This is a genomic window from Neorhizobium galegae, from assembly GCF_021391675.1.
GTDB lineage: Bacteria > Pseudomonadota > Alphaproteobacteria > Rhizobiales > Rhizobiaceae > Neorhizobium > Neorhizobium galegae_B.
This window is the reverse complement of the sequence record NZ_CP090095.1, coordinates 2,877,582-2,892,692: the sequence shown is the minus strand read 5'-3', so window position 1 is coordinate 2,892,692 and position 15,111 is coordinate 2,877,582. Positions and strand designations below refer to the sequence as shown.

The following is a 15,111-nucleotide window of genomic DNA, read 5'->3' as shown; positions in this document are numbered from 1 at the left end:
TTGAATGACTATCTCGTGAGGAACAATTGCTTTGGTGAATGCTTAAGGTCGAACCGGGACTGAAAGATGGCGGCGCAAACGATAAATTCGGCACCCGATGCCGCAGGGCTTGCGGCCCTGATTTCGCGCGCTTCCGAGCAAACCGGCGACGGAAAGCGCGGTTTGCCGCCCGTCGACAAGTGGAATCCACCCTTCTGCGGCGATATCGACATGGAAATCCGTGCCGACGGCACCTGGTTCTACATGGGCACGCCGATCGGCCGCGCACCGCTGGTGCGGCTGTTTTCAACGGTGCTGCGCAGGGACGAGGACGGCAGGACCTACCTCGTAACACCTGTGGAAAAAGTCGGCATCCGGGTCGTGGACGCGCCCTTTCTTGCCGTGGAGATGCAGGTGACGCAGCGTGAAGGCCGGCAGGCGCTCACGTTCAGGACAAATGTCGGTGATGTGGTCGAGGCAAGCGCGGAACATCCCTTGCGCTTCGAAATCTCGGGCGAAAACCGCGAGCTGAAACCCTATCTGATGGTGCGCGGCCGGCTGGAGGCGCTCGTTTCCCGCGCGGTCATGTACGATCTCGTGGAACTGGGCGAGGCGATCGTGATAGACGGGGTGCCGATGTTCTCCGTCCGCTCCGGAACGGAGGTCTTTCCCGTGATGCCCAAGGCCGAATTGGACGCCTTATCGCAATGAGTGACTTTCCCATCTTTTCGGCCGGCGATTTCCGCCGCCGGGCGCTGAACCAGAACGGTGGGCCGATCGATCACGCCTGGCGCGATCACGGCGACCATCTGCTCAATCCGACGCTGGTGGATTTCGCCGCGGGGCTGAAGCTGAAGGACGCGGCGGTGCTGGTGCCGGTCGTTGACGACGGCGACGAAGCGAAGGTGATCCTGACGCAGCGGACATCGACGATGCGCAAGCATTCGGGACAGATCGCCTTTCCGGGCGGCGGGATCGATCCGCAGGATCGGTCGCCGGAACAGGCGGCGCTGCGCGAGGCGGAAGAAGAGATCGGCCTCGACCGTTCCTTCGTCGAAACGCTGTCGCGCCTGCCGACCTATTACGCGGCGACGGGGTTCCGCATCACGCCGGTGCTCTCCGTGGTCAGGCGCGGCTTCGAGATCACGCCCAATCCGGCCGAGGTGGACGACGTCTTCGAGGTGCCGCTGTCTTTCCTCATGAACGAGGCGAACCACCAGCGCGGCAGCCGCGAATGGGACGGCAAGGAGCGGCACTTCTACGTGATGCCCTACGAGGAACGAAACATCTGGGGCATTACCGCGGGCATCCTGCGCACGCTCTATGAAAGGCTTTATGCATGACCAGTGTAGCCGACGAGGCCTGGTTCCGGGACCCTGCGCTGCAGCGAATCCTGGCCCTGCTCAATACCGACGGCGGCGAGGCGCGGGTGGCGGGCGGCGCGGTGCGCAATGCGCTGATGGGGCTTCCCGTTGCCGATGTCGATGTCGCCACCACGCTTCGTCCGGAAAAGGTCGTCGAGCGGGCCGTTGCCAGTGGGATCAAGGCAGTACCGACCGGTTTCGAGCATGGCACCGTAACGCTTGTCATCGACGGCCACGGCTTCGAAGTCACCACGTTGCGTCGCGACATCGAGACCGACGGACGGCGGGCCAAGGTCGCTTTCGGCACCGACTGGCAGGCGGATGCGGAACGGCGGGATCTGACGATCAACGCGCTTTATGCGGACGCTCAGGGTGTTGTCATCGACCTCGTGAGCGGGCTGCCGGATATCGAGACGCGCACTGTGCGCTTCATCGGCGAAGCCGCCGAGCGGATCGCCGAGGACTACCTGCGCATCCTGCGCTTCTTCCGCTTTTTTGCCCACTACGGTTCCGGCCGGCCGGATGCGGATGGCTTGAGGGCCTGCGCCCGCGCCAAGGACAAGCTTTCGACGCTGTCGGCCGAGCGGGTCTGGGCGGAAACCAAGAAGCTGCTGTCCGCCGCAGATCCTTCCCGCGCGCTGCTGTGGATGCGGCAGGCGGGCGTGCTCACCGAAATCCTGCCCGAGACGGAAAAGTGGGGTATCGACGGCATTCACGGCCTCGTGGCGGCAGAGAAGTCGCTCGGCTGGACGCTCGATCCGATATTGCGGCTGGCGGCGATCGTGCCGCCGGATGCCGAGAGGCTGGATGCACTCGCGAAGCGGCTCAAGATGTCGAATGCGGAGGCCGCGCAACTCGCTACCTGGGCGAATGCGCCGGTGCCACCGGACGAGGTGACGGATGTCGGCTTCGACCGGCTGCTCTACCGGCAAGGCGCGGAGGGATTGGTCATGCGGCTGAAACTCGCACTTGCCTCTGCGCGAACCGCGGCCGAAGGCGATCCGGCGGCGATGCGCAAATCCGCACGGCTGTCGGTATTGCTGAAGAGGGCGGAGAACTACGAGAAGCCGATCTTCCCGCTCGGCGGTGCCGATATCGTCGCAGCCGGCGTGCCGGCCGGAAAGCGGGTGGGGGAAATTCTGAAGGAACTGGAAGACTTCTGGGTGGAGCGCAATTTCACCCTCGACCGGGCGGCGCTGACCGCCCGGCTGGAGGATATGATCCGAAGTTCGCTCTGATGTCAGGCAACTCGCTGCCCTGACATCGCTTGAAGGTGAGGCCGCGAGCGTTATGCGCCAGAACGGCTGGCGCTCGGTAGGCGTCAGGCCGCGGCCGCTCCGTTTTCGTCGCGAACGCGCGCCTTGATGTTCTCGACCATGTTTTCGCGAATGATCTCTTCCCCGTGCACCGCGCGCAGATGCTCCACGGCGCGGCGGACCACTTCGGCGTCCTCGTCGGCACGGGTATGCCACTGGCAACCGGGCACGAGCGTCCCGCATTCGAACAGTCGCATGACATTTCCTCCTGTTAGCGTTGGACTGGAGCCGGCGGATATCTCCCATATCCGCCGGCTCCAATCTCGATAACTCGGAAACTACAAGGACCGTTCCCGACGCTTATTCGGAAAGCGCCCAGGCGTGGAAGACGGAAGCCTGTTCCTGACCCTTTTCCCGCGCCGCCTCGTCATTGGCGGCCGACATGGCAACCGACTTGCCGGCAAGCTGGCGCCTTACCTGGTCCACATAAAAGGAATGGGGGAGCTCACCGCCGGTTCTCGCGCGCATTTCCGTCGCGAGGCGGTCGATCATGTCAGCAGTATCAAGGGAACGGGCGTCCTTGTCCTCAGACGCATCCAGCATTGGCATGCTATTCGGTGCCATCATGGCGATCCTCCTCCGGTACAACCAAGGGGACGCTACCACCATCGCATTGATTCCGATATCGCATTTGTTAAGGATGAGATATTGGGGCCAATTTATACCCGAAATCGTTAATTTTGTGATCTTTGATCTAAGGCCACCTTACAACCGGAGGCAGTGACGACAGAATGGACTCGACGTTGCCGCCGGTCTTCAACCCGAAAATGGTGCCCCGGTCGTAGAGCAGGTTGAACTCGACATAGCGGCCGCGGCGGATCAGTTGCTCGTCGCGATCATACTCCGTCCAGGGTTTGTTGAAATTGGCACGGACGATCTTCGGGTAGACGAGATTGAAGGCCCGGCCGACATCCTGCACGAAGGCGAAATCCGCATCCCAGCCGCCTTTTTCCTCGACCGGATGCAGCCAATCGAAGAAAATGCCGCCGACGCCGCGCGGTTCGTTGCGGTGCTTCAGGAAGAAATACTCGTCGCACCAGGTCTTGTAACGATCATAATCGGCGACCGCCTCGTGGCGCTTGCAGGTGATCTCCATGACCCGATGGAAGAGGGCGCTGTCGGGATCCGTCTGGGAGCGGCGCCGGTCGAGCACTGGGGTGAGATCGGCGCCGCCGCCGAACCACTGGCTCGACGTCACCACCATGCGGGTGTTCATGTGGACGGTCGGCACGTTGGGATTGACCGGATGGGCGATCAGCGAGATGCCCGACGCCCAGAAACGCGGGTCTTCCTCCGCACCCGGCATCTGGCTGCGGAAATCGTCGGAAAATTCGCCGTGTACGGTCGAGGTGTGGACGCCGACCTTCTCGAAGACGCGTCCCTCCATCATCGACATTCTGCCGCCGCCGCCGGCACCGCCGTCGCGCAGCCAGTCCTTGGGCTTGAAGCGGCCGGGCTCCTGATCGGAGAGAGGTCCGGTCAGTTCGGCCTCGAGGCCTTCCAGCGAGGCGCAGATCGTGTCGCGCAGGCTCTCGAACCAGGCTCTCGCCGCCGCCTTCTTGTCTTCGATGTCCTCAGGCAACCCCTTGGGCAATACCGGCCGTTCCATGTCTCTATTCCTCTCGCCATCCCCTTGGCGCGATTCGCATTTTTCCAATCGGGGATTAGCATTTCTGGCTTTCGCGAGCCATTCCATCGGTTGTCGCGGGTGGAAAATGAGACTCGCAAAGCGTGTCGCCTGGCATTATCTTTACCGCATAAACAGGTGCTGATCAGAGGCTTTCATGGCAAAGTTCACACCCCCGCCGCTCGACGGGCTGAAACGCAGGATCGACCGCCACCGGCAGGAAAAGGCCGGCGAGCGACAAGGCATGTTCGTGCGGCAGACTTTCCAGCTCTCGCGGGAAGAAGCGCGTGAAAAGGCGCGCGAATGGTTTCAGGAATTTCCGAAGGCAGCCTACTGGACCGAAGTGGAAAGCTGGCGCCAGCTCGAAGGCGACCAGATCGAATTCACCATGCGCCGGCTGCCGACGGCGGATTGATCCGAGCCGTCACTTCGGGTCCTCATAGGTGTAGAGCGCGCACATTTCGGCGCTGCTCTTCGGCGGATTTCTCCCCGTAAATACGGCGATCGCCGACATTCCCTTGGCGGACGCCCAGTTGGCGACATAGGTCACGTCGCCCGATCCGCAGAGCTGGTTGCCGTTTTCGAGTTCCGGATCGGCCGGTTCCGCGACGCGGTAGACCGATCCCGGCACCCGCCTGCCGTCCACCCGGAAATTATCAGCAACGAGGTCGGAGAATTCGAGAGTTTCCTCATTCTCGAAGGTGATGCCGAAGTCGTCGAGCCAGACGTCCCCGGTGACGCTCATCGCCGTCTTGCTGACCGCGGTGTAGTGCTCGGCCTCCTGGGCGCAGACGGACGAAGCCATCAGGGCGAGGGCGGCAACAGTCATCGGGTAGCAGGGCAGATTGCGCATCTCGGTCCTTGAGGGCTTGGGGCTGGAAAGAAGAAGCTCGATTGCGGAAACATATGCGATCTCCGATGTTTGGCCCATGGGCTTCGATCGGTTTGACATGTGTTTTTCAAAAGATGCTAAACAGTCGGGAGACCGACGATCCGCCAGGTACCGATCGCGCTTAGGCGGCATCCTCCGCCTTGACGAGAACCGGCGTGAGTTCGAGGCCGAGGGCTTTCATCACCTTCAGGACCGTCGCGAATTCCGGGTTTCCTTCACCGCTCAGGGCCTTGTAAAGGGCCGCGCGGCTCATGCCGACATCGCGGGCGAGCTTGCTCATGTTCTGGGCCCTCGCGACGATGCCGAGGCATTTGGCGATGAAGGCGGGGTCACCGTCTTCGAATGCGGCGATCATGAACTGCTGAATATCCTCATCGCTGTTCAGGTGTTCCGCGATGTCGAACCGCCGTATTTCCAAAGCCATAGCTTACTCCTTCCATTCCTTGGCGAGGCGTTTCGCCTCGGCGACGTCCCTGGTCTGGCTGCTTTTGTCGCCACCGCAAAGCAATAGGACAACGATATCGCCTCTTCGGCTGAAGTAGATGCGATATCCCGGACCATAATGGATCCGCATCTCACTAACCCCTTCTCCGACTGGTTTGACGTCACCCAGATTGCCTTCTTCAGCGCGGGCGATGCGACCGAAAATCCTGGTCACTGCGTGCCTGTCGCGCAGGTCGTCTACCCAGTCATCGAAAACCTTGGTCGAGTATACCGTGAACATGCGGACTGTACTCTATGGAGTGCATTTTCGCAATCAACTTAAACTAAACCTATCCGTGCAATCAATCCGTATCCACATGATCTTCCACTTCCAGCAAGATCGGCCCCGCGCCTTTTTCGCCAAGCATGTCGAGCGGGTTCCTCAGCGGGCAGTCCTCCATCGACAGGCAGCCGCAGCCGATGCAGCCGGTCAGGTGGTCGCGCAGTGCCGTGAGGCTGGCGATCCGCGCGTCGAGCTGGCGTTTCCAGGTTTCCGAAAGCCGCTGCCAGTCCTTGGCGGTGAGCGGCCGGTCGTGCGGCAGGACGGAAAGCGCCTCGGCGATATCGACAAGCGGTATGCCGGTCTTCTGAGCGACCTTGATGACCGCGACCCGGCGCAGCACGACGCGCGGATAACGGCGCTGGTTGCCGCGGTTGCGGCGGCTCTGGATCAGTCCCTTGGTCTCGTAGAAATGCAGGGTGGACACCGCCACGCCGCTGCGTGTCGCGACTTCCCCGACCGTCAGTTCAAGCTCCAGCCGCCCGTCCGGATTTTTCTTCATCATCGCTGTTGACCTCAATATTACTTGAGGTTTTATAGCAGGAGCTCCGTGAAAGAAAACCGGAGCCCGGTTCAATGAAGACGAAAATCGTTCTGCCGCAGCGCCTCGCCGGCGATCATGGCCGCCGACATGGCGACGTTGATGGACCGCTGGCCTTCGACCATGGGGATGAGGATACGGGCGTCGGCCGCCTCATGCACATGATCAGGCACGCCGGCGCTTTCGCGGCCGAAGAGCAGGATGTCGTCCGGCTGGAATTCGAAGCGGGTATAGGGCAGGGCGGCCTTGGTGGAGGCAAGCACGACGCGCCGGCCGTTCGCCTTGCGCCATTCTTCGAAGCGCTGCCAGTTGACGTGGCGGGCAAGCGTGACGCTGTCCAGATAGTCCATGCCGGAGCGCTTCAGGTTCCGGTCGGAAATGTCGAAGCCGGCCGGCTCGATGATATCGACCGACAGGCCGAGGCAGGCGGCGAGCCGGAGGATCGTGCCGGTATTGCCGGGAATATCCGGCTGGTAAAGGGCGATGCGGAGCCCGCGGGAGGTGTCACTCATACACCGTCCTTACGGGAAACCGAGGCTGCGGCTCAAGCCCTTTCGATGCGCGGCATGGCTGTGACGATCGGGCAACAGAAAAGCTCAGGGTGGCGGGATACGGCGATTTTCCCTTTTCAATTTGTACTCGAGAGGGTAGAAGGCTTGCGTCACTCAACGCCCACTCAAGGAGGCCTACATGGATATGACCGTGCTTTCGCGCCTCCGCCGCCAGATTACTCGCTTTCTGGCCTAGGCGTTTCGCGGTTTCTCGCAAACTCTTCCCTTCCTGACTCGTTACGTGGCCGACATCCGGCCTCGATATCCTAGGTTTTCGTCGCCCGATTCTGGCCGCCTTGCGTGCCGATCCGTGCGGCAATCCGATTTACGGAGCTTCTTTCATGTTCTCGTGGTTCGAACGGCGCGTTGATCCCTATCCGGACGAAGCGCCCTCACTACCGCCCGCCGGCCTCGCGGCCTTCCTGTGGCACTATACCAAGCCGGTCTGGCCCTGGGTCGTCATCATGTCGACCTGTACGATGCTGATTGCGGTCGGCGAAGTGGCGCTGTTCCAGTTCCTCGGCGATATCGTCGACTGGCTGACCAACGCCGATCGGGCGACCTTCCTTGAAAGCGAAGGGCCGAAACTGTTCTTCATGGCCTTCGTGGTGCTGATCGGATTGCCGGCGGTCGCGACGCTGAACTCGCTCATCATGCACCAGATCCTGATGGGCAATTTCCCGATGATCGCCCGCTGGCAGATGCACCGCTTCCTGCTCAGGCACTCGATGACGTTCTTCGCCAACGAGTTTGCCGGGCGCGTCTCGACCAAGGTGATGCAGACCTCGCTCGCGATCCGCGAAACGGTGATGAAGGTGCTCGACGTGTTCGTCTACGTCTTCACCTATTTCATCTCGATGATCGCGATCGTGGCGGCCGCCGACCTGCGCTTGGCCGTTCCGCTCGTCCTGTGGATCGTCTTCTACTCGATCACGGTCGCCTATTACGTGCCGCGTCTGAGGAAGATTTCGGCGGAACAGGCGGATGCGCGCTCGATGATGACCGGCCGGGTCGTGGATAGCTATACGAATATCGCGACCGTCAAGCTCTTCTCGCATGCAGGAAGGGAAGAGGCCTATGCGCAAGACGCGATGGACGTATTCCTGAAAACCGTACATGCGCAGATGCGCAAGGTGACGGGTTTCCAGGCGCTGGTCTACTTCTACAACTGCGTTGCCCTGTTTGCCGTCGGCACGTTGTCGATCTGGTTCTGGCTGGACAGCGCCATCTCGATCGGGGCGATCGCGATCGCCATCGGCCTTGCAATGCGCATCAACGGCATGTCGCAATGGGTGATGTGGGAAGTGTCGGCGCTCTTCGAAAACATCGGCACCGTCTATGACGGCATGTCGATGATGACCAAGGCGCATGACGTGGTGGACCAGAAGGGCGCTTCGACGCTCACCGCGAAAAAGGGCCATATCCGCTACGACAACGTCCACTTCCACTATGGCAAGGGCAAGGGCGTCATCGAAGGCCTGACGCTCGATATCCCGGCCGGCCAGAAGGTCGGTCTGGTCGGCCGCTCCGGCGCCGGCAAGACGACGCTGATGAACCTGCTGTTGCGCTTCTACGATCTGGAGGGCGGCCGCATCACCATCGATGGCCAGGACATATCGACGGTGACGCAGGACAGCCTGCGTTCGCTGATCGGCGTGGTCACCCAGGATACCTCGCTGCTGCACCGCTCGATCCGCGACAACATCGCCTACGGCAAGCCGGAGGCGACCGACGCGGACATCATCGAGGCGGCAAAGCGGGCAAACGCCTGGGAGTTCATCGACGGACTTGCCGACATGCAGGGACGCAAGGGTCTCGATGCGCATGTGGGCGAACGGGGCGTGAAGCTGTCGGGCGGCCAGCGGCAGCGCATCGCGATTGCCCGCGTCTTTTTAAAGGATGCGCCGATCCTGGTGCTCGACGAGGCGACCTCGGCGCTCGACTCGGAAGTCGAAGCGGCGATCCAGGAGAACCTGTTCGCGCTGATGGAAGGCAAGACGGTGATCGCGATCGCCCACCGGCTGTCGACGCTCACCGAAATGGACCGGCTGATCGTGCTCGACCGCGGCCGGATCATCGAGGCCGGCACGCATCGCGAACTCGTCGCGAACGGCGGCATCTATGCCGACCTCTGGAACCGTCAGTCCGGCGGCTTCATCGGCCATGAGGATGTGATCGAAGAGGCGGCGGCGGAGTAAGCAATGAAAGCCCCTCGATTGCTTGAGGGGCTTTCATTATTTTGCGTGCAATGGTTTCCGCAGAGCCAAGGCTCTTAACAATTCCCAATAGATAGGATAATTTAGTAGCGCGAATAAAATCCGGTGCGCCATGGCTACGATTACCATTTCTCTTCCCGATACCCTGAAGGACTTTGTCGAACTCCAGATGGCGACGAAGGGCTACGGCAATATCAGCGAATATTTCCGTACCCTCTTGCGGGACGCGCAACAGAGAGAGAATGACGAACGCTTGAGGGCTTTGTTGCTGGAGGGGCTTTCCTCCGGAGAAGGGCATATCGCTACGCCTGAGTTCTGGAGCGATTTAAAGGCAGAGGCGGCGCTCCTTCTCGACAAGAAAGCGAAGAAGTCTTCGTCTTGATAGTCATCATCAAACCCGCGGCCCGATCCGACATCTTGCGGCAAGTCGACTATTACGGGGGCATCGGGCTGCGAGATATCGGGGAAAGGTTCCTCGTTTCCGTTCAGTCATCGATCGATGTCCTGACAACAGCACCTTTGGGCGGCTCTCCCCGATACTTTGCCGATGAGGAACTCCTAGGTCTAAGATCTTGGCCGGTGAAGTCATTTGAGGCATTCCGTATCTACTACATTCCACAGGATGATCGGTTGATCGTCGTGCGCGTTCTTCACGGGCGGCGAGACGTGGAAGGAATATTCGACGAAGATCCCGATGCCGATCATTAAGAAAATGTAAGCCGCCGCCCGGCCGCTTTTGCTTTGCCGCCGATCAGAATCCGCCTATATCCGGTCCATGTTGAAATCGGTCTTCCGCATATTCGAGAGCTTTATCAAGCCATTTGCGAGGCGGGACGACCTGAAGCCGCCGGTGGGCCTGATCGGCTTCGTCTGGTTCTATGTCAGTCAAGCCAAACTTCCCTTCTTCGCTATGCTGGTGCTTGGCGGTCTTGCCGCCGGCGTCGAGGCGGCGATGTTCTGGTATGTCGGCCGGCTGGTCGATATTCTCGACACGACCCAACCTTCCGAGGGATGGTCGGGGCTGCTTGTCGACCACGGGACCGAACTGGTGGTCATGGCGCTGGTGGTCGGCATTGGCCGCTTCCTGATCGGGCTGATGACGGCGCTGGTCGACCAGCAGATCATCACGCCCGGTTTCTACAACCTGGTGCGCTGGCAATCGTACATCCACGTATCACGCCAGTCGCTCTCCTTCTTCCAGAACGATTTCTCCGGCCGTATCGTTACGAAAGTCTGGTCGGCCGGGCAGGCGACCGGCGACGTTCTGACCTCCTTCATGGAAAGCGTCTGGTTCGTCGGCATCTATTCGGTCTCGACCATTGCGCTGGTCGCGGGGCTCGACTGGCGGCTCGCTGTGGTCGTCGTCGCATGGCTTTCGATCTTCGCGGTGCTCGCCAGATATTACGTGCCGCGTATTCGCGAACACTCCAAGGCCTCGGCCGAGGCCGGATCGATGATCAGCGGCCGCATGGTGGACGCCTATTCGAACATTCAGACGCTTCGTCTGTTCGGCCGCGACGAGGCGAACGACCGCTACATGCTATCCGGTTTCGAGAGCTTCCAGGACACGATCATCGCGTTCACCCGGCTGCTGACCAGCGTGCGCGCCTCCATGGCCTTCCTCTCCGGCACGATGATCGTCACCATGGCGGCGATGAGCGTGCATCTGTGGCTCTCCGGCCTGATCTCGTCCGGTGCCGTCGCCTTCACTATGGCGCTGATGCTGAGGCTGAACTTCCTGCTCGGCCGGCTGATGACGCAGCTCAACGGCATCATGCGCAATATCGGCACGATCCAGAACTCGGCCGAGCTGATCTCGCAGCCGATCGGGCTGGTGGATGCGCCGAATGCGACGCAGCTGGTGGTGAAGCGCCCGGAAATCCGCTTCGAGAATGTCAGTTTTCACTACGGCAAGGCGAAGGGCGTCATCGACGATCTGTCGCTCACCATCCGGCCGGGAGAGAAGCTTGGCATCGTCGGGCGTTCCGGCGCCGGCAAGTCGACCCTCGTCAACCTGCTCCTGCGGTTCTACGATCTCGAAGGCGGCCGTATCCTGATCGACGGGCAGGATATCGCCAGGGCGACGCAGGAATCGCTGCGCGCCCAGATCGGCATGGTGACGCAGGACACTTCGCTGCTGCACCGGTCGATCCGCGACAATATCCTGTTCGGTCGGCCGGATGCGACGGAAGCGCAGCTCGTCGAGGCGGCGCGCAAGGCTGAAGCCGACACGTTCATCGCGGCTCTCGAAGACCAGCGCGGCCGCAAGGGTTTCGACGCGCATGTGGGCGAGCGCGGCGTCAAGCTTTCCGGCGGCCAGCGCCAGCGCGTGGCGATCGCCCGCGTGATGATCAAGGATGCGCCGATCCTGGTGCTCGACGAGGCCACCTCGGCACTCGACTCGGAGGTGGAAGCGGCGATCCAGTCGAACCTGAAGCGGCTGATGCAGGGCAAGACCGTGCTCGCCATCGCCCACCGGCTCTCGACCATCGCAGCGCTCGACCGCCTCATCGTCATGGACAAGGGCCGGATCATCGAGGACGGCACACACAACGAACTGATTGCGCGGGGAGGGCTCTATTCGGAGCTCTGGGCAAGGCAGTCCGGCGGCTTCCTCGCCGCGGACGCAGCCCAATAGCGCTGCGGCTCACTGTCCGGTAACGGCGATCTCGGCGATCAGCCCGAAGTGGTTGGAGCCGTGCGGCTGGGGAATGCGGGTCAGCGACTTTATCTTGAGCGGCGCCCGCGCATAGACATGGTCGATCGGCACGCCGAACGCGCCCGCCCGGATCGGCCAGGTGGCGGGCTCGAAGCCGGCAGTCGCCAGGTCGGCATTGCGGAGGAACCGGCGCATGTTCGGCGCCAGGCTCGAGGCGTTGAAATCGCCCGAGAGCAGCAGGGGACCGCTCGTCTCGCTGATCGCGAGAGCGGCGCGGGTCAGTTCCACGGAGTGAAAATTGTCGAAATACGGCTTGGTCGTATGCATGCCGACGAAATGGATCGTTTGGCCGCGGACGGTCACCTTGGCGAGGATAAAGCGATCCGGAAAGATCTCGCTGAGCGATTGTACCGTCGGCGCTTCGATCGGCACCTTCGATAGCATGAGCTGGTCGCAATCCTCGATCAGCATGCCGCAGCCCACCCGGTAGGGATAGGTCTTCGCCAGCTCGTCCATATAGACCCTGAGCGGGGCGGCTTCCATGATGTTGACCAGGTCGGCGCCGGACGACCGGATCGTTTCGACGATGTCTTCCGCATTGGCGAAATTGTCGTTGAGGATGTTGAAGGACATCAGCTTGATGGTCGGTGCATTCACCTCCGCAGGTGTCATCGATGCGGCGAAGTCGCGGCTCATCAGCACCGCGTGGCCGACAAAGAGGAGCGTGGCGGCGAACAGCAGCCAGACCAGAAAGTGGCGCTTGACGAGAAGGGCTACGACCATGGCCGCGACGCAGCCGAGTGCCGCGTGCAGCTGCAGGCTGTAAAGCGTTCCCAAAATCCAGTGGGGGTGTATGTAACGCGTCCCGATCGCCATCAGCACAAGCGACACGATGACGCAGATGGCAACCGATAGTGTTTGTCTCATTCGGGTCTGTCCGGGACGGCCGCCTTCTGTCGTGGGCTTGGCCTAACATGAGGCCCGATTTGTTGCAATGCGGTGCCCGGCAGGGCAGTTAACGGGAAGTGCGCCATCCTCGTTGTTTCGCTTGGAAAACGCCTGATTTTTCCGGGCCGAACAGACCAGTGCAGGCCTTGTTTCTCAGGCCTGTGCTCTGCCTGTCACGCTGGTCCGGAACCCTCCGGGTTTTCCGGCGACAAACTGGTCGGCACCCCTTGCCAAGGCTGGACATATTTTGCGATCAAGCATAGAACGCGCCGGATTGCTGGGGAATCTATGGTCGAATTGTGTTCAACTGAGATTCGCCCGGACGGGGGCAGAGCGGTTTCCGCGAATTGCGTGAGAAGGATGATTGAGCCGTGAGCGAGCACGACACACATAGCGAAACACTGGGCGAGCCCACTCGCCGTGATTTCCTTTATCTGACCACCGGCATGGCCGGCGCTGTCGGCGCTGTATCTGTTGCCTGGCCCTTCATCGACCAGATGCGCCCGGACGCCTCGACGCTGGCGCTCGCCTCCATCGAAGTGAATGTCGGTGCTCTCCAGCCGGGCATGTCGCTGACCGTCAAGTGGCGCGGCAAGCCTGTCTTCATTCGCAACCGCACGCCGAAGGAAGTGGAAGAGGCGAATGCCGTGGCGCTGGCGGATCTCAAGGATCCCGTCGCCCGCAACGCCAATCTGCCAGCCGACGCGCAGGCAAGCGATATCGATCGTTCCGCCGGCCAGGGCAAGGAGAACTGGATCGTGATGATCGGTTCCTGCACCCATCTCGGCTGCGTTCCGCTCGGCCAGTCCGGCGATTTCGGCGGATGGTTCTGTCCGTGCCACGGCTCTCACTATGATACGGCGGGCCGTATCCGTAAGGGCCCGGCGCCGCAGAACCTCGCCATTCCGAATTTTGCATTTGCGTCCGACACAGTGATCAGGATCGGGTGAGGGGATAATATTTATGAGCGGTCATTCCACATACCAGCCATCGACCGGCATCGAAAAGTGGATCGATTCGCGGCTTCCGCTGCCGCGCATGATCCATGACAGCTTCATCTCCTACCCCGTTCCCCGCAATCTGAACTATGCCTACACGTTCGGCGCCATGCTGTCGGTCATGCTGATCGTGCAGATCATCACCGGCGTGGTGCTCGCCATGCATTATACCGCTTCGACCGGCATCGCCTTCGACTCGGTCGAAAAGATCATGCGCGACGTGAACCATGGCTGGCTGCTGCGCTACATGCATGCCAACGGCGCCTCGTTCTTCTTCGTCGCCGTCTACCTGCATATCGCCCGTGGCCTCTATTACGGCTCCTACAAGGCACCCCGCGAAATCCTCTGGATCCTCGGCGTGGTGATCTACCTGCTGATGATGGCGACCGGCTTCATGGGCTACGTTCTGCCCTGGGGTCAGATGTCCTTCTGGGGCGCGACCGTCATCACCGGCTTCTTCTCGGCCTTCCCGCTGGTCGGCGAATGGATCCAGCAGTTCCTGCTCGGCGGCTTTGCCGTCGACCAGCCGACGCTGAACCGCTTCTTCTCGCTGCACTACCTGCTGCCCTTCATGATCGCCGGCGTCGTCATCCTGCACATCTGGGCCTTGCACGTCACCGGCCAGACCAACCCGACCGGCGTTGAGGTGAAGACCAAGACCGACACCGTCGCCTTCACGCCCTATGCGACGATGAAGGATGCGCTCGGCGTCTCCGTCTTCCTGATCGTCTACGCCTGGTTCATCTTCTATATGCCGAACTACCTCGGCCACCCGGACAATTACATCCCGGCCGACGCCTTGAAGACCCCCGCTCACATCGTTCCGGAATGGTACTACCTGCCGTTCTACGCCATGCTGCGCGCGATCACGTTCAATGTCCTCTTCATCGACTCCAAGCTTGGCGGCGTTCTGGTGATGTTCGGTTCGATCCTCATCCTGTTCTTCCTGCCCTGGCTCGACACGTCGAAGGTCCGCTCCGCCGTCTACCGTCCCTGGTACAAGCTGTTCTTCTGGCTGTTCGTTGCCAATGCGATCATGCTCGGCTGGCTCGGTTCCCAGCCGGCGGAAGGCATCTTCACCGCGCTGTCGCAGATCGGCACGCTGTACTACTTCGGCTTCTTCCTGGTGATCATGCCGCTGCTCGGCCTGTTCGAAACGCCGAGGCGCATTCCGAACTCCATCACGGAAGCGGTTCTTGAGAAAAAGAACGGCAAATCCGCCGAAGCCCGCGCCTGACGCCTGCGACCGAGAGGGAT

General features: G+C 61.3%; 19 protein-coding genes. 10 read left to right on the top strand and 9 right to left on the bottom strand.

Annotation, left to right across the window (positions count from 1 at the left end; all coding sequences use genetic code 11):
• Positions 1-66 precede the first annotated feature (66 nt).
• From LZK81_RS14370 to LZK81_RS14360, 3 genes are read left to right on the top strand one after another with little or no spacing between them, the layout of a single operon-like run.
• Positions 67-690: a DUF1285 domain-containing protein gene (locus tag LZK81_RS14370; protein ID WP_233953702.1), complete on the top strand. Its 624-nt coding sequence runs from the start codon at positions 67-69 to the stop codon at positions 688-690.
• On the top strand, positions 687-1,322 hold the full coding sequence (locus LZK81_RS14365) for a CoA pyrophosphatase (RefSeq protein WP_046603833.1): 636 nt from the start codon (positions 687-689) through the stop codon (positions 1,320-1,322). The genes LZK81_RS14370 and LZK81_RS14365 overlap by 4 nt, the downstream gene beginning before the upstream one ends.
• A complete protein-coding gene (locus LZK81_RS14360; RefSeq protein WP_233953701.1) occupies positions 1,319-2,581 on the top strand; it encodes a CCA tRNA nucleotidyltransferase in 1,263 nt (420 codons plus the stop codon). The genes LZK81_RS14365 and LZK81_RS14360 overlap by 4 nt, the downstream gene beginning before the upstream one ends.
• An 83-nt stretch (positions 2,582-2,664) precedes the next feature.
• On the opposite strand, the gene LZK81_RS14355 is transcribed toward LZK81_RS14360, so the two are convergent.
• The 3 genes from LZK81_RS14355 to hemF all read right to left on the bottom strand — a co-directional run bounded on the left by LZK81_RS14355 (position 2,665) and on the right by hemF (position 4,268).
• Positions 2,665-2,856: a DUF1059 domain-containing protein gene (locus tag LZK81_RS14355; RefSeq protein WP_046603835.1), complete on the bottom strand. Its 192-nt coding sequence runs from the start codon at positions 2,854-2,856 to the stop codon at positions 2,665-2,667.
• 103 nt (positions 2,857-2,959) lie between these two features.
• A complete protein-coding gene (locus LZK81_RS14350; RefSeq protein WP_046609245.1) occupies positions 2,960-3,226 on the bottom strand; it encodes a hypothetical protein in 267 nt (88 codons plus the stop codon).
• Positions 3,227-3,353: 127 nt separating this feature from the next.
• Positions 3,354-4,268, bottom strand: coding sequence for an oxygen-dependent coproporphyrinogen oxidase (gene hemF / locus LZK81_RS14345; protein WP_233953700.1), 915 nt, complete (start codon positions 4,266-4,268; stop codon positions 3,354-3,356).
• 175 nt (positions 4,269-4,443) lie between these two features.
• Between hemF and LZK81_RS14340 the strand changes: the two genes are divergently transcribed.
• Positions 4,444-4,701, top strand: a complete 258-nt coding sequence (locus tag LZK81_RS14340) for a hypothetical protein (RefSeq protein ID WP_046603838.1) — start codon at positions 4,444-4,446, stop codon at positions 4,699-4,701.
• A 9-nt stretch (positions 4,702-4,710) separates the two neighbouring features.
• On the opposite strand, the gene LZK81_RS14335 is transcribed toward LZK81_RS14340, so the two are convergent.
• The 5 genes from LZK81_RS14335 to LZK81_RS14315 all read right to left on the bottom strand — a co-directional run bounded on the left by LZK81_RS14335 (position 4,711) and on the right by LZK81_RS14315 (position 6,994).
• The gene (locus LZK81_RS14335) at positions 4,711-5,139 is read right to left on the bottom strand and encodes a hypothetical protein (protein WP_233953699.1); all 429 of its coding nucleotides are present in this window, start codon (positions 5,137-5,139) and stop codon (positions 4,711-4,713) included.
• Between the two features lie 160 nt (positions 5,140-5,299).
• A complete protein-coding gene (locus tag LZK81_RS14330; protein ID WP_233953698.1) occupies positions 5,300-5,602 on the bottom strand; it encodes an addiction module antidote protein in 303 nt (100 codons plus the stop codon).
• 3 nt (positions 5,603-5,605) lie between these two features.
• Positions 5,606-5,902: a type II toxin-antitoxin system RelE/ParE family toxin gene (locus LZK81_RS14325; RefSeq protein WP_233953697.1), complete on the bottom strand. Its 297-nt coding sequence runs from the start codon at positions 5,900-5,902 to the stop codon at positions 5,606-5,608.
• 61 nt (positions 5,903-5,963) lie between these two features.
• Complete coding sequence (gene soxR / locus LZK81_RS14320; RefSeq protein WP_326491512.1) at positions 5,964-6,443, bottom strand: redox-sensitive transcriptional activator SoxR; 480 nt, start codon at positions 6,441-6,443, stop codon at positions 5,964-5,966.
• Positions 6,444-6,514: 71 nt separating this feature from the next.
• Complete coding sequence (locus tag LZK81_RS14315) at positions 6,515-6,994, bottom strand: tRNA (cytidine(34)-2'-O)-methyltransferase (protein WP_233953695.1); 480 nt, start codon at positions 6,992-6,994, stop codon at positions 6,515-6,517.
• A gap of 380 nt (positions 6,995-7,374) precedes the next feature.
• Here LZK81_RS14315 and LZK81_RS14310 point away from each other — a divergent pair, with 380 nt between their 5' ends.
• From LZK81_RS14310 to LZK81_RS14295, 4 genes are all read left to right on the top strand, one after another.
• On the top strand, positions 7,375-9,231 hold the full coding sequence (locus tag LZK81_RS14310; RefSeq protein WP_233953694.1) for an ABC transporter ATP-binding protein: 1,857 nt from the start codon (positions 7,375-7,377) through the stop codon (positions 9,229-9,231).
• Between the two features lie 130 nt (positions 9,232-9,361).
• Complete coding sequence (locus LZK81_RS14305) at positions 9,362-9,631, top strand: ribbon-helix-helix domain-containing protein (protein ID WP_046603843.1); 270 nt, start codon at positions 9,362-9,364, stop codon at positions 9,629-9,631.
• The gene (locus tag LZK81_RS14300) at positions 9,628-9,957 is read left to right on the top strand and encodes a type II toxin-antitoxin system RelE/ParE family toxin (protein WP_052753492.1); all 330 of its coding nucleotides are present in this window, start codon (positions 9,628-9,630) and stop codon (positions 9,955-9,957) included. The genes LZK81_RS14305 and LZK81_RS14300 overlap by 4 nt, the downstream gene beginning before the upstream one ends.
• Positions 9,958-10,024: 67 nt before the next feature.
• Positions 10,025-11,887, top strand: coding sequence for an ABC transporter ATP-binding protein (locus tag LZK81_RS14295; protein WP_233953693.1), 1,863 nt, complete (start codon positions 10,025-10,027; stop codon positions 11,885-11,887).
• Between the two features lie 9 nt (positions 11,888-11,896).
• On the opposite strand, the gene LZK81_RS14290 is transcribed toward LZK81_RS14295, so the two are convergent.
• Positions 11,897-12,835 (bottom strand): endonuclease/exonuclease/phosphatase family protein, encoded by a 939-nt coding sequence (locus tag LZK81_RS14290; RefSeq protein ID WP_233953692.1) that lies wholly within the window; start codon positions 12,833-12,835, stop codon positions 11,897-11,899.
• Between the two features lie 392 nt (positions 12,836-13,227).
• Between LZK81_RS14290 and petA the strand changes: the two genes are divergently transcribed.
• Entirely contained in the window at positions 13,228-13,806 is a 579-nt protein-coding gene (petA, locus tag LZK81_RS14285) for a ubiquinol-cytochrome c reductase iron-sulfur subunit (RefSeq protein ID WP_046603845.1), read from the top strand.
• 13 nt (positions 13,807-13,819) lie between these two features.
• Positions 13,820-15,091: a cytochrome b gene (locus tag LZK81_RS14280; RefSeq protein ID WP_046603846.1), complete on the top strand. Its 1,272-nt coding sequence runs from the start codon at positions 13,820-13,822 to the stop codon at positions 15,089-15,091.
• Positions 15,092-15,111: the final 20 nt, after the last annotated feature.